Origin of the sequence: Niabella agricola (assembly GCF_021538615.1) — a bacterium.
Lineage (GTDB): Bacteria > Bacteroidota > Bacteroidia > Chitinophagales > Chitinophagaceae > Niabella > Niabella agricola.
On sequence record NZ_JAJHIZ010000003.1, the window covers coordinates 3,902,748 to 3,916,426 of the forward strand.

The following is a 13,679-nucleotide window of genomic DNA, read 5'->3' on the forward strand; positions in this document are numbered from 1 at the left end:
CTGCGAGGAATAAATATGGCAGACGAAATAAAACAAGAACCACCTGCAAATTTTAAGGTAACGATCGACAATGTTACTCTGGAAGTGCCACCCGGTACTACCATTTTGCAGGCTGCAAGATTAATAGGAGGAGATGTTACCCCCCCGGCCATGTGCTTTTACACGCCCCTGAAAGGAAGCGGTGGTAAATGCCGCACCTGCCTGGTAGAGGTAAGCAAGGGTTCGGAAAAAGATCCGCGTCCCATGCCCAAGCTGGTGGCCAGTTGCCGTACGACTGTTATGGATGGCATGGAGGTAAAAAGCATTACCAGCGAGCGGGTGATCAATGCGCGCAACAGCGTGGTGGAGTTCCTGCTGATCAATCACCCGTTGGATTGCCCGGTTTGCGACCAGGCAGGTGAATGCCATCTGCAGGACCTGAGCTATGAGCACGGCAAGGCTGGTACCCGCTATGAATTTAAGCGCCGCACGTTTAAAAAACACAACCTGGGTAAATACATCCAGCTGCATATGACACGCTGCATTCTTTGCTACCGCTGTGTATTTACGGCAGACCAGCTGACCAATAAACGGCAGCACGGGGTGCTGGACCGGGGCGATCATGCGGAGATTGCTACTTATATTGAAAAATCACTGGACAATGAATTTATCGGGAACGTGATCGATGTATGTCCCGTGGGCGCATTAACCGACAGGACCTTCCGTTTTAAGAACCGGGTATGGTTTACCAAGCCGGTGGACGCACACCGCGATTGTCCGAATTGCTGCGGCAAGGTAACGCTATGGGAGCGGGGCAACGAGGTACTGCGGGTAACGGCGCGCAAGGATCAATGGGGTGAAATCTTGCCGGCAGATGACGGCAAAACCGGCTGGATCTGTAACGAATGCCGTTTTGAAAAGAAAGATATTAAAGACTGGGTAATTGAAGGCCCCACGAAAGTGGCCCGGCATTCCGTGATTGGTACCAACCACTATGAAGTGCTGGACCGGCCAAAAGAAACGATCAGTGAGGTGATGGGAGGGCGTGCGCCAAAACTGTTAATGGACATTCACAGCGTGAGCGATGTAAACGACCCGACTGTAGATCTGAGCAAGATCCCCGGGCCGGCAACAGGTGCGGTCTTTAACGGGAAAACAATGATCGAAGAAAAGAAAGATTAACAAGCTATACTTTTAAACATGTACTTACTGGCTATTGATTGGATTTTTATTATTGAGAAACTGGTGCTGATCGCAGCCATTGTTACCTTGTCGATGGTAGTGGCCATGTATGCTACCTACGGAGAGCGGAAGGTGGCGGCCTTTATACAGGACCGGATTGGTCCCAACAGGGCAGGCCCCCTGGGATTGCTGCAGCCACTGGCCGATGGCGGTAAGCTCTTTTTTAAAGAGGAGATTATACCGCTGGCTTCCTCAAAATTCTTGTTCATCCTGGGGCCCTTGCTGGCTATGGTTACGGCCTTACTGACCAGCGCCGTGATTCCCTGGGGTAGCTCCATGACCATCGGTAACCGGGCCGTTCCCTTACAGGTGGCCGATGTAAACATCGGTATCCTGTATGTATTTGGAGTGGTAAGTTTAGGCGTATATGGTATTATGCTGGGGGGCTGGGCATCCAACAATAAGTTCTCTTTGCTGGCGGCCATCCGGGGTGCTTCGCAAATGGTGTCCTACGAGTTGGCAATGGGTTTGTCACTGATCGCGGTACTGATGCTTACAGGGTCCTTACAGATGAGCGTCATTGTGGGTGAACAATATAATTCTGTATGGAATATCGTTTACCAGCCCATTGGTTTTATTATCTTTTTTATCTGTGCGCTGGCAGAAACAAACCGTACGCCTTTTGACCTTCCGGAAGCAGAGAATGAACTGAACTTCGGGTATCACCAGGAGTATTCCAGCATGAAACTGGGTTTCTACCTGTTTGCAGAATACATTAATATGTTCATCAGCGGCGTGATCATGGCCACCCTGTATTTCGGCGGTTATGATATCCCGTTTGTAAATGAAGCCAACCTGGCCCAGCGCATCGGGGAAAACTGGGTAGCACTGCTTACCTTTCTTACCCTGATGGCCAAGGCCCTGTTCTTTGTATTTGTATTTATGTGGATCCGCTGGACCATCCCGCGTTTCCGCTTCGACCAACTGATGCATCTGGGATGGAAACGCCTGATACCACTGGCGCTGGCCAATATGATCATCACGGCGGTAGTGATTCTGTGGCTGAAGAAATAGAATTTGAAAATGTGGGAATGTGGAGAATTGAAAATGTAGGAATGATGATAGCTGTACTGGCGTACAAGAGTGCGACGCAAGAATGTTGAACCTTGCACCGGTGTTGACAAACAAAAAATAAAAAAGTAAAGCGCTGTATAAAGAAACATGAATGTACAATTAACAAACAGAAGCAAGCCGGTTGATCGCAGGCCGATGAACTGGGTAGAGCGTTTATACCTGATCAATATTTTTAAAGGAATGGCCATTACATTAAAGCATTTCTTTAAAAAGAAGGCCACTATAAAATACCCCGAGGAAACCAGGCCTTTTAGTAAGGTATTTCGCGGGCTGCAGATCCTGAACCGGGATGAGGAAGGCCGTGAACGGTGCACGGCCTGCGGACTTTGTGCCGTAGCCTGTCCGGCTGAAGCCATTACCATGGAGGCCGCAGAACGCCAGGAGGGCGAAGAGCACCTGTATCGCGAGGAGAAATATGCCGCAAAATATGAGATCAATATGCTGCGCTGCATCTTCTGCGGGTATTGCGAGGAAGCTTGTCCTAAAGATGCCATCTACCTGTCGCAGACATTTACTCCGGCCAACTACCAGCGTAAAGGATTTATTTATAAAAAAGAAGATCTGCTGATCCCCAATCCGGTTACAGACCCGGAAGGCTATCAAAAGGCGCTGGGAACCATCAGCAGGGAAAAAGAAGGAGTTTAAGGGTTAATTAAGAAACGAAATGAATATTACGCAACTACTATTCTGGATACTAACGGTGATTGCCATAGGCAGCGCGCTGATGATTGTGACCAGCAAAAATCCTGTTTACAGTGTATTGGGATTGATTGTTACATTTTTTGCCATCTCGGGGCACTATATATTAATGAATGCGCAGTTTCTGGCCATTGTAAATATCATTGTCTACGCCGGGGCCATTATGGTCCTGTTTCTGTTTGTGATCATGCTGATGAACCTGAGTCGGGCCACCGAAACGCTTAAAAACAAATGGCTGCAGATCGTAGGTGCCATTGCCGGCAGCTGCCTGTTCCTGGTGCTGATTGCAGCTTTAAAAAATACGGAAGTGAAGAAGAACCTGGTGGAAATGGGCACCGGTGATATCGGGCTGGTAAAAAGCCTGGGGCGGGAACTGTTTACCACCTTTGTGATCCCTTTTGAGATCAGCAGCGTGCTGTTTCTGAGCGCTATGATCGGTTCTGTAGTGATCGGTAAGAAAGAATAAGGGGAAATTCTAATCTCAAATCCGGAATCTGAAGTCTCGAATCTGAAAACTCAAAACTCAAATCTCAAATGCCAATAAATTATTACATTACTCTTGCTCTTTGTTTGTTTGCCATTGGAGTGGTAGGAGTGTTAACGCGCAGGAACGCCATTATTGTGTTTATGTGCATCGAATTGATGCTGAATTCTGTGAACCTGTTGCTGGTGGCTTTTTCCAAAATGCACCACATCGCTAAGGGGGCAGCTGCTACCGCGGGGTCCGATGGACAGCTGTTTGTATTTTTTATCATGGTGGTGGCCGCGGCCGAAGTAAGTGTGGGACTGGCAATCATTGTAATGATGTACCGGAATGTGCATTCGATCAATATTAATTTCTTAAACAGGCTGAAACATTAATTGCGCCGGCATTCTTTTTATTATGAATAATGTGTTAGATATCGTTTATTGGATCCCGCTGTTACCATTACTGGGCTGTATCATAAACGGACTGGGAAGAAAAAGTTTATCAAAAGGAGCGGTTGGGTTCATCGGCAGCGGTGTGATCCTGGCCTCTTTTGTACTCAGCCTCTGGGTATTTTTCCAGGTACGTGGAGGCAATGTGCATACCGCCGAATATTTTCCCTTCATCAATGTAGGAAACCTGAAGATTCCCTTTGCCTTCCAGATCGATCAGTTATCAGCCATCTGGCTGCTGATCATTACTGGTATCGGCTTCCTGATCCACGTATATTCCACTTCTTATATGCACGATGAAAGGCCAGAGCATTTCGGGCGGTATTTTGCCTATCTGAACCTTTTCGTTTTTTCAATGCTGCTGCTGGTAATGGGCGCCAACTTCGTCATCATGTTCATTGGCTGGGAAGGTGTGGGGCTTTGCTCCTACCTGCTGATTGGCTTCTGGTTTAAGAAAAAGGAATACAGCAAAGCGGCCAACAAGGCCTTTATCATGAACCGGGTGGGTGATCTGGCCTTTTTGATCGCATTGTTTATGCTCATCAATAAACTGGGTACCACCACTTTTAGCGAGATCTTTACCAAGGCGTCGCTTGAGAAACTATCCGGCAAGGAAATTGGTGCTATTACGTTATTGTTATTTGTGGGCGCTACGGGTAAAAGTGCCCAGATTCCTTTGTATACCTGGTTACCTGATGCGATGGCGGGTCCAACCCCGGTATCGGCGCTGATCCATGCCGCAACGATGGTTACTGCGGGCATCTATATGATCGCAAGGGCGAACCTGCTGTTTTCAATGGCCCCGGCCACTTTAAATATTATTGCCATCATCGGTATTGCCACCGCGCTGCTGGCCGCCACCATTGCCCTGAAACAGAATGATATCAAAAAAGTGCTGGCCTATTCCACAGTAAGCCAGCTGGGTTACATGTTCCTGGCATTGGGAAGTGGCGCATATGTGGCAGCCGTGTTCCATGTAATGACGCATGCTTTCTTTAAAGCACTGTTGTTCCTCGGCAGCGGCAGTGTGATCCATGCCATGGGCGGTGAACAGGATATGCGTAAAATGGGCGGTCTGTCGAAGTACATGAAAATAACCAATCTTACTTTTTTACTGGGTTGCCTGGCTATTGCAGGTATCCCCGGTTTCTCCGGCTTCTTTTCAAAAGATGAGATCCTGGCCGGAGCTTTTGCCAAATCTCCTGTATTATATGCGCTAGGTTTGCTGGGCGCATTGTTAACTGCATTTTATATGTTCCGGTTATATGCAACTACCTTTAAAGGAAGCTTCCGCGGTACACATGAGCAGGAACACCACCTGCACGAGAGCCCCGCGGCGATTACCATCCCACTGGTGATCCTGGCCATTCTTTCGGTTGTTGGGGGATATGTGGGCGTGCCGGAATTTATGGCTCATGGAGCGCATACGCTGTCAGACTTCCTGCATCCGATCTTTAAAGATTCCTACGCCCTGCTGCCTGCTCATGAAGCGGATCATAGCACCGAGTGGGGACTGGCCGGACTATCTTCCGTACTGATTATTGTTACCGTAATCATCGCCTGGATCCGGTTCTCCAAAAAGCCCGATCTGGAGCCCGCTTCCGGTTTTGGAAAAGTACTGGAAAACAAATGGTATGTAGATGAACTGTACAATGCTGTAATTGTAAAACCGCTTAATAACCTGGGCTTATTCCTGGGTAATGTAGTGGATAAGCGCATTGTGGACGGAGCGGTAAATGGAGTAGGGCGGTTGGTGCGGTATGGCAGCCGCCAGTTGCGCTGGCTCCAAAGCGGTCAAACCGGCTCCTATATTTTAATGATGGTTCTGGGCATGGTACTGATTTTTATTGTACAGTTCTTTTTGAGAAAATAACCTGAGATCCGGAGCCGGGATCCCTGAAATTTAGAATTTGGAATTTGAAATTTGATATATGATCGCATTGTTGTTGATACTGGTGCCTTTAGTGAGTGGGTTGGCTACTTTTTTAATAAAAAAGGAGGAGCAGGTGCGAACCTGGTCGTTACTGGCAGCCATTAGTACCTTTATCATTGCCATACTTGGTGTGGCGGTATTTGCTGCGCCCGGCAACTGGACGTTCAGGGCAGCATGGATGGGATTGCTGAACAGCAGTTTTTCCCTAAGAGGCGACGGTATGGGAATTATGCTGTGTATGCTAACGGCACTCTGCTATCCCGTTATTTTTCTTTCTACCTGGACCACTGCTTATAAAAAAGTCAATAACTTTTTTGGGCTGATGCTGTTGGCACAGGCGGGCCTTATGGGGGTATTCCTGGCGATGGATGCCCTGTTGTTTTATTTCTTCTGGGAGCTGGCCCTGATTCCGGTTTATTTTATTTGTTCCCAATGGGGAGGAGAAAAGCGCATCGCTGTTACCTTTAAGTTCTTTATATATACGTTTATCGGTTCTTTGTTAATGCTGGTGGGAATACTGTATGTGTATGCCCATACACCGGGTCATTCTTTTGATATCGAAGCGTTTTATAAATCCGGCCTTTCTGCTAAAGAGCAGACCTGGCTATTTTGGCTGTTTTTTGTAGCATTTGCCGTAAAAATGCCCATATTCCCCTTCCATACCTGGCAGCCCGATACCTATCAGCAATCCCCCACGGCTGCCACGATGGTACTGAGTGCCTTAATGGTTAAGATGGGGGTGTTGGGATTGTTGCGCTGGCTGTTGCCGGTATTTCCGATAGCCTCCTATCTGAACGGGGATACCATTTCCCTGCTGGCGGTTACAGGAATCATTTATGCATCGCTGATCGCCATGCGGCAGGACGATATGAAAAGGCTGGTTGCATATTCATCCATTGCACATATCGGACTGATGTGTGTAGCGGTTTTTGCAGAAGATAAAAGCGCCCTGCAGGGCACCATGATCCAGATGTTTTCCCATGGGATCAATATTCTGGGAATGTGGATGGTGGTAGCGATTATTGAACGCAAATTCGGTACCGTTAAAATATCAGCCCTGGGGGGTATTGCGCAAAAAGCCCCGGCACTTACCTTTTTCTTTGTGATCATTGCCTTTGCCAATATTGCCCTGCCGCTGACCAATGCCTTTATTGGTGAGTTCCTGATGTTCAAAGGCATCCTGGGATCAAAAGTTTCGCAGAACGGGGTGCTGATTATGGCCACGGCAGGTGTAGGCGTTATTTTAGGGGCGGTTTACACCCTTCGGATGGGGCGTAAGGTATTCTTTGGTGAAACCAACGCGCTCACCGAAAAAGCGACTGATATTTCATTCCAGGAAAAGGCCATCCTTGCTATTATTATCGGTGCCATATTAATTGTGGGCATCTACCCGCAGCCTTTTTTAAACGCAGTAGATCAGACCAGTCAATCCATTTTAAAAAATTCAGACGTGCTTCCGATGTTGATGAAGCAGAAGCATTAAGAGAAACGATATGAACGCAGTATTACTATCAGGCTTATTAGGTGTTGTGATGATGTTCGCCAGCTTTTTGTTCAGGACAAAGGCCCCGGTGCGCGTGCTGGCTATTTTGGGCATCGTGTTGTTGCTGGTTGCCAATATCCTGGAATCGAAAGGTCTCCGGCTTTTTCATTTGGATACGACCAGGTTTCTTTCTTTTAGCAGCTACGCATTATTTTTTAATACGATCGCCATTGCCTGTACCCTGGTTTATTTTCTCATTTCCTCGAAGGATATGCAACAGGTGGGCAATCATTACGCCGAATATTTTGCGCTGATCTTTTTTATCCTTACTGGTATTTTCCTGGTTACCTCTTTTACCAACCTGCTGATGCTCTTCCTGGGCATCGAGATCATTTCCATTCCATTGTACATTCTTACGGGTTCGGCAAAAAAAGATCTGAAAAGCAATGAGGCTGCTTTGAAATACCTGTTGATGGGCGCTTTTTCAACGGGAATCATGCTGCTTGGGATTGCATTCATTTATGGTGCTACCGGAACCTTTGAGATCGGGAAAATGAATATCGCAGGGCTAATGAAATCCAACCTGCTTACTACAGGTATGCTGCTGCTGCTCTTTTCGATGTGCTTTAAAGTATCTGTGGCGCCTTTTCATTTCTGGACGCCGGATGTGTATGACGGAGCGCCGAATGTGTTCACTTCCTTTATGGCGACCATTGTTAAGGTGGGTATTTTTGCAGGATTCCTGCACCTGTTTTACAGTGCATTTGATAAAGTGACCCTCCAGTGGAAGTTTTGGCTGGCCATTCTGGCGGCACTAACGCTGTTCGTGGGAAATATTACCGCTGTGTTCCAGCAGAGCGTAAAACGCATGCTGGCTTACTCCAGTATTGCTCAGGCCGGCTTTATGCTGTTTGCCCTGGTGGCGCTTAATGAAACCGCTCATGAAGGCCTGCTGCTTTATGCTATTGCGTACAGTCTGGCAACCATTGGTATTTTTGGGATAATCGCCAAGATGACCGATTATTCGTTTGACGGGTTTAACGGCCTTGCCACACATCAGCCGCTGGTAGCCTTATGTGTTACTATTTTTATGCTGTCGTTAGCCGGTATACCACTGTCGGCGGGGTTCCTGGCCAAGTTCTATATGCTGAAAGCCGTGATCCAGTCGGGCGATTATTTGTGGCTGGTGATCTTTGGCGTATTGATGGCTGCGGTTAGCGCTTATTATTATTTCAGGGTAATACAGGCCATGTACTTTAAGCAGGGACCGAATCATTTTTCCGGGATCAGCACTTTTGAGAAATATGTGCTGGTGGGTATTTGTGTACTGATCATCTTTACCGGGCTGTTTCCCAATGTGATCTTTGGCTGGCTGTATTTTTAAATTTGAGCTGTCTGCTATCAGATACCGGTCGATTACATGGCGGGGGGAAGATTTGTCCTTTTGCATTGAATGTTAAATCGAATTAACCCTGAGATAGGCGTTTAGCGCTCGGCTTTAGTCCTTGGCATACTTAACCATAAACTTGGAATGGGCAGTTTTCGGTCTTCCGGTTTCAGTAGCATCTCCGATCACCAGAGAATCCAACCTGGAACCTTGAACGTGAAACGTTGAACTTCCTCTATTCCCTGTAACTTAGCGGGGTGAAATTTATCGACACCTTGCTGCTGGCATTCCGGACTGTTAAAAGTAACCGGCTACGTACCGGCCTTACAGTAACCATTATTGCGTTTGGCATCATGGCACTGGTGGGCATTATTACCGCCATTAAGGCCATGAATCAAAAATTTTCCGAGAGTTTTTCCTCTATGGGAGCCAATGGGTTTACCATTCGTTTTAAAGAGCGCAACATGAATTTCGGTGGGGGCAGAGGCGATGATCTTGCCGTTTCAAAAAAAGGAAAAAAAGAAAAACAATCCAATCTCAATAAAGTCATTACCCGCGAACAGGCTGAATATTTCACTAACCACTACCATTTCCCAGGAGCAGTTTCCGGCATCTCGGTGTTTGGGGGGCGAAGCAATATCCTGTCGTTTAATGAAAAAAAAACCAGTCCGAATGTCGTGCTGATGGCTGGGGATGAAAATTACCTGAACCTGAATGCGTACAAGGTTTTATACGGCCGCAATTTTACCGCCGGTGAGGTTAGAGGCGGGCAAAATCTTTGTGTGCTGGGGTTTGACGTGGCCAAGAACTTTTTCGGTGAAGCGATCGATAAGGGCGTAAACACCACAGTACGCATCAATAATATTCCATACCGGGTATTGGGAATCCTTGAAGGAAAGGGCTCTACTTTTGGGTTCAGCAGGGACAATATGGTGGTGACGGGGTACCCGAACTGGGCCCGCAACTTTGGCAATTCCGGTGCTTCTTATGTAATTGCCGTAAAAGTGAATGATCTGAGGCAGCTGGATGCCGCTATGGGCGAAGCTGAAAGCCTTTTTCGGCCTATAAGAAAAAACGGCATTACAGAGGCCAGTAATTTTGCCATGGACCGAAGCGACAGTGCCGTGCAAACAGCCATGAACGTGTTGCGGTACATCCGGTGGGCGGCCATCGTAATCGGTGTAATTACACTCCTGGGGGCGGCGATCGGGCTGATGAATATTATGCTGGTTTCTGTTTCCGAACGAACCAAGGAAGTTGGGCTGATAAAGGCCATCGGGGGAAAGAAACAGTCGGTAAAGACCCAGTTCCTGCTGGAGGCGATCATCATCAGCGTACTGGGAGCCCTGTTAGGTATTCTGCTGGGTATCATCGTTGGAAACCTGTTTTCATTGGTATTGCAAACCGGTTTTGTGGTACCCTGGGATTGGGTGGCATACGGAATTGTCATTTGTACAATTGTGGGGTTGGCAGCAGGGATTTACCCGGCGGTAAAAGCGGGCAGATTGAACCCGATAGAGGCATTGCGCTATGAATAAGAAAACACAATACAGAGGCTATTTTTTTGAATGTCGTAAAATGAATGACGGGGTTAAATAAATTTCCATCAATACTTTTTTGATTTTTTTGCGTTTTTGTAAAAAAAGTTTAACTTCAAACAGTTAAAAAAAAATAATGACGAAAAATTTTGTTGTTAGATTTTTTTTGTTAGAATTGTACACTCAAACAAACTTGTTCAATATTTAAAAAACTAAAAAAACTAAGATCATGGCTGAGACAAATCAAGCGAAGCCCGTAACGGCTACTACTTCTGTTCAACCTAAAAAAAGCAGTAATTTGATTTCGTGGGTGGCGCCCATTTTGTGTATTGTTGCCGGGTATTGCATCTGGCGCTTTGTGATTGGCGCAGATACTGGGTTTGACCAGCCTGACAAAGCAGGAGGCTTCTGGCCTAACCACAAAGGCCCCAAAGGTGCATTTCACCGTATTTATGAGGGTGGTATCATCGTACCGCTGCTGATCGGTATGTTGTTAATGGTAATTGTGTTTGCAATTGAAAGGTTCCTGACCATCGCAAAAGCCCTGGGTAAAGGAAATATCAGCAATTTTATCCGCAAAGTTCAGTATCACCTGGCGAATAAAAATGTAGATGCTGCCATTGCTGAGTGCGACAAGCAAAAAGGTTCTGTGGGTAATGTAATGAAAGCAGGTCTGCGTCGTTACAAAGAAATGATCAGCGAATCTGGTCTGGAAACCGAGCAAAAAATTGCAGCCATTCAAAAAGAAGTGGAAGAAGCTACTGCTCTGGAACTTCCCATGTTACAGAAAAACCTGGTGTTCCTTTCAACCATCGTATCTACCGGTACGCTGATCGCGTTATTGGGTACAGTAATGGGGATGATCAAATCCTTCTCTAACCTGGGTGAAGGCGGCGGCGGTAACGCAGCAGAACTGGCGATCGGTATCTCTGAGGCCCTGTATAACACGGCATTGGGTATTGGTACCTCAGCCCTGGCGTTGATTATCTATAACATGCTTACAACCCGTATTGACAGCATTACCTATGGTATTGACGAATCTGGTTTTACCCTGACTCAATCCTTTGCTTCCCTGTACAAATAAGGTACACCGGAGTAAAGATTTTTATGGAATAAAGCAGATTTTTCGTCTTATATCAAAATTGAGTCAATAATGGCAAAAGCAAAAATACAGAAGAAGTCGACGGATACAGATATGACGCCTTTCGTGGATGTGGCGTTCCTGATCCTGTCCTTCTTTATCATGGCTACAAAATTCAAGCCGTCAGAGCCGGTGCCCATCGAAACGCCGAATTCTGTTGCATCCCAGGTAATGCCCGATAACAATGCTGTTATGATGAGTATTGATAAGGATAACAAGGTTTATTTTTCGATCATGTCCAAATCCGATATTCAAAAAGGGAAAGAGATCATTAAGGAAGCGGCCAAAAGAGCAGGGGTAACCCTCTCCGATGCGGATCTGAGCCAATACCAGGATGGAGAAATGATCGGGATGCCTTTCAACAAAATAAAAGGGTTCCTGGCACTTCCTCCGGCCCAGCGGGCAAAAGTGGCCCAGGACGGGATTCCTGTAAAGGATTCTGCAACCAGCGAGCTGGTGAACTGGATCGGAGCTGCTAAATATGTTTTCGCCGGAGAACAGCTGAAGTACCTTGTAAAAGGGGATAACTCTTCGAAGTATCCAACTTTTGGTGCAATTATCGATGCGATGAAGCGTAACGATGAGCAGAAATACAACCTGGTAACTATGCCGCAGGATGCACCTGCTGGTACCGAGTTGTACCAGGAGCGGCTAAAAGGAAAATAAATTCAATTACTTACATAACCAGTAAAAAGAAAAAATTATGGCAAGTTTAGATACTGGCGGTGATGACGGGCATAAGAAAGGCCCCGGGGTCAAGAAGGCCAAAAAGCAAAGCACCCGGGTGGATATGACCCCGATGGTGGATCTGGGCTTCCTGCTGATTACCTTCTTTATTTTTACGGCTACAATGAGCAATCCTACCACAATGGACCTGAACATGCCGAAGGATACAGATAAGAAGGATGAGGAAACCAAGATCAAACAATCAGGCTCTCTGTCGGTGATCCTGGCCAAGGATAACAAAGTCTTCTACTACGAAGGCGACCTGGATCCCACCGGGGCAAATTTTAAAAGCGCAACGTATAAAGACATCCGGAATGAAATCATCCGTAAAAAAAGAGAAGTGATTTCCCGGTATGTTACCGATCCTGCCTGCGAAAATGAGGCCCGGTCAAAAGGGAAATCGATCGACGATTGTAAGCAGAAGGACTTTTTCGTAGTGATTAAACCCACGGATGACGCTACCTATAAAAACGTAGTAGACATACTGGATGAGATGACGATCAATAAAGTTTCCCGCTATGCATTGGTAAAACCCTTCGATACAGAATTGGACGCTGTTCGTTTGTCTGGCGGAGGTGGTGGAACTGCTGCCCCGGCGACAACTCCACCGGCTAAATAGAAAATTCCGTATGGAATTTTTAGAAACATGCATCATATTTAAAACGTAATTAGATAATGGAAGCCAATAAAATTTTATCCTCTGATCTTCTGGATATCGTGTTTGAAGGGCGGAACAAGGAATACGGGGCATATGAGCTCCGCCGCACCTACAACAAACGCGTCTGGAAAGCGCTGGGTATAACAGTTATAGCCGCCGTGGTTATTGCTGGTCTGGTGGTGCTGAAAAGCCAGATGAAATCCCCGGTCCAGGAAAAAGTGAAGATGGAGGAAGTAACCATTCAGGAAATTAAACAAGAGGAAAAAAAGGATGAGCCGCCACCGCCGCCGCCACCGCCGCCTCCAAAACAGGAGCCACCTCCCAAAATTGAAACCAAGGCATTTACTCCTCCCAAAATTGTAAAGGATGAGGAAGTAAAAGAGCCGCCACCCGTTCAGGAGGAGTTAAAGGATACCAAGATTGGTACCATTAACCAGGAGGGTGTTAAAGATCTGGGTATTGTGGTACCACCTGCCGGTGTGGATGGTGGTAAAGGGATTGTGGAAACAAAACCTGTTGAAAAGGAACCTGAGATCTTTACCAAGGTGGAAAAAGATGCGCAATACCCGGGCGACTGGTCGCGCTACCTGACTACCAACCTGAGAGGGGAAGTGCCCGTGGAGAACGGAGCATCACCCGGTAACTACCAGGTAATTGTTCAGTTTGTTGTGGATGTGCAGGGTAACGTGAGCGACGTTAAGGTTATCAAGGATCCCGGATTTGGAATGGGTGCCGAAGCTGTACGTGTAATCAAAAAATCCGGTAAATGGAAACCCGCTATCCAGAACGGACGGGAAGTAAAGGCTTACCGGAAACAGCCGATCACCTTCCAGGTAACAGAAGGATAAGATCCCAAATCATATTGAATTTAAAATCCTCATTTGTAAAAATGGGGATTTTT

General features: G+C 46.7%; 13 protein-coding genes. All 13 read left to right on the forward strand.

Features of this window, described 5'->3' with window-relative positions; all coding sequences use genetic code 11:
- Positions 1–15: 15 nt before the first annotated feature.
- Positions 16–1,161, forward strand: a complete 1,146-nt coding sequence (locus LL912_RS21695) for a 2Fe-2S iron-sulfur cluster-binding protein (protein WP_235555708.1) — start codon at positions 16–18, stop codon at positions 1,159–1,161.
- Between the two features lie 18 nt (positions 1,162–1,179).
- On the forward strand, positions 1,180–2,235 hold the full coding sequence (nuoH, locus tag LL912_RS21700) for an NADH-quinone oxidoreductase subunit NuoH (RefSeq protein WP_235555709.1): 1,056 nt from the start codon (positions 1,180–1,182) through the stop codon (positions 2,233–2,235).
- Positions 2,236–2,382: 147 nt separating this feature from the next.
- Positions 2,383–2,940, forward strand: coding sequence for an NADH-quinone oxidoreductase subunit NuoI (gene nuoI / locus LL912_RS21705; RefSeq protein ID WP_235555710.1), 558 nt, complete (start codon positions 2,383–2,385; stop codon positions 2,938–2,940).
- A gap of 19 nt (positions 2,941–2,959) precedes the next feature.
- Positions 2,960–3,460: an NADH-quinone oxidoreductase subunit J family protein gene (locus LL912_RS21710; protein WP_235555711.1), complete on the forward strand. Its 501-nt coding sequence runs from the start codon at positions 2,960–2,962 to the stop codon at positions 3,458–3,460.
- Positions 3,461–3,528: 68 nt separating this feature from the next.
- Entirely contained in the window at positions 3,529–3,855 is a 327-nt protein-coding gene (gene nuoK / locus LL912_RS21715; RefSeq protein WP_235555712.1) for an NADH-quinone oxidoreductase subunit NuoK, read from the forward strand.
- A 22-nt stretch (positions 3,856–3,877) separates the two neighbouring features.
- The gene (gene nuoL, locus LL912_RS21720; protein ID WP_235555713.1) at positions 3,878–5,785 is read left to right on the forward strand and encodes an NADH-quinone oxidoreductase subunit L; all 1,908 of its coding nucleotides are present in this window, start codon (positions 3,878–3,880) and stop codon (positions 5,783–5,785) included.
- A 58-nt stretch (positions 5,786–5,843) separates the two neighbouring features.
- On the forward strand, positions 5,844–7,328 hold the full coding sequence (locus LL912_RS21725; RefSeq protein ID WP_235555714.1) for a complex I subunit 4 family protein: 1,485 nt from the start codon (positions 5,844–5,846) through the stop codon (positions 7,326–7,328).
- Positions 7,329–7,338: 10 nt separating this feature from the next.
- A complete protein-coding gene (locus tag LL912_RS21730) occupies positions 7,339–8,712 on the forward strand; it encodes an NADH-quinone oxidoreductase subunit N (protein ID WP_235555715.1) in 1,374 nt (457 codons plus the stop codon).
- 260 nt (positions 8,713–8,972) lie between these two features.
- Entirely contained in the window at positions 8,973–10,253 is a 1,281-nt protein-coding gene (locus tag LL912_RS21735) for an ABC transporter permease (protein WP_235555716.1), read from the forward strand.
- A 229-nt stretch (positions 10,254–10,482) separates the two neighbouring features.
- Positions 10,483–11,337, forward strand: a complete 855-nt coding sequence (locus tag LL912_RS21740) for a MotA/TolQ/ExbB proton channel family protein (protein ID WP_235555717.1) — start codon at positions 10,483–10,485, stop codon at positions 11,335–11,337.
- Between the two features lie 69 nt (positions 11,338–11,406).
- On the forward strand, positions 11,407–12,060 hold the full coding sequence (locus tag LL912_RS21745) for an ExbD/TolR family protein (RefSeq protein WP_235555718.1): 654 nt from the start codon (positions 11,407–11,409) through the stop codon (positions 12,058–12,060).
- A 37-nt stretch (positions 12,061–12,097) separates the two neighbouring features.
- A complete protein-coding gene (locus LL912_RS21750) occupies positions 12,098–12,739 on the forward strand; it encodes an ExbD/TolR family protein (protein WP_235555719.1) in 642 nt (213 codons plus the stop codon).
- 56 nt (positions 12,740–12,795) lie between these two features.
- Positions 12,796–13,626, forward strand: a complete 831-nt coding sequence (locus LL912_RS21755) for an energy transducer TonB (protein ID WP_235555720.1) — start codon at positions 12,796–12,798, stop codon at positions 13,624–13,626.
- Positions 13,627–13,679 lie beyond the last annotated feature (53 nt).

Bases quoted from the DNA above. Each gene is read 5' to 3' on its own strand.
- nuoI (WP_235555710.1), top strand. From the start codon at position 2,383: ATGAATGTACAATTAACAAACAGAAGCAAGCCGGTTGATCGCAGGCCG.
- nuoK (WP_235555712.1), top strand. From the start codon at position 3,529: ATGCCAATAAATTATTACATTACTCTTGCTCTTTGTTTGTTTGCCATT.
- LL912_RS21750 (WP_235555719.1), top strand. From the start codon at position 12,098: ATGGCAAGTTTAGATACTGGCGGTGATGACGGGCATAAGAAAGGCCCC.
- LL912_RS21710 (WP_235555711.1), top strand. From the start codon at position 2,960: ATGAATATTACGCAACTACTATTCTGGATACTAACGGTGATTGCCATA.
- LL912_RS21740 (WP_235555717.1), top strand. From the start codon at position 10,483: ATGGCTGAGACAAATCAAGCGAAGCCCGTAACGGCTACTACTTCTGTT.
- LL912_RS21725 (WP_235555714.1), top strand. From the start codon at position 5,844: ATGATCGCATTGTTGTTGATACTGGTGCCTTTAGTGAGTGGGTTGGCT.
- LL912_RS21730 (WP_235555715.1), top strand. From the start codon at position 7,339: ATGAACGCAGTATTACTATCAGGCTTATTAGGTGTTGTGATGATGTTC.
- nuoL (WP_235555713.1), top strand. From the start codon at position 3,878: ATGAATAATGTGTTAGATATCGTTTATTGGATCCCGCTGTTACCATTA.
- nuoH (WP_235555709.1), top strand. From the start codon at position 1,180: ATGTACTTACTGGCTATTGATTGGATTTTTATTATTGAGAAACTGGTG.
- LL912_RS21755 (WP_235555720.1), top strand. From the start codon at position 12,796: ATGGAAGCCAATAAAATTTTATCCTCTGATCTTCTGGATATCGTGTTT.
- LL912_RS21745 (WP_235555718.1), top strand. From the start codon at position 11,407: ATGGCAAAAGCAAAAATACAGAAGAAGTCGACGGATACAGATATGACG.
- LL912_RS21695 (WP_235555708.1), top strand. From the start codon at position 16: ATGGCAGACGAAATAAAACAAGAACCACCTGCAAATTTTAAGGTAACG.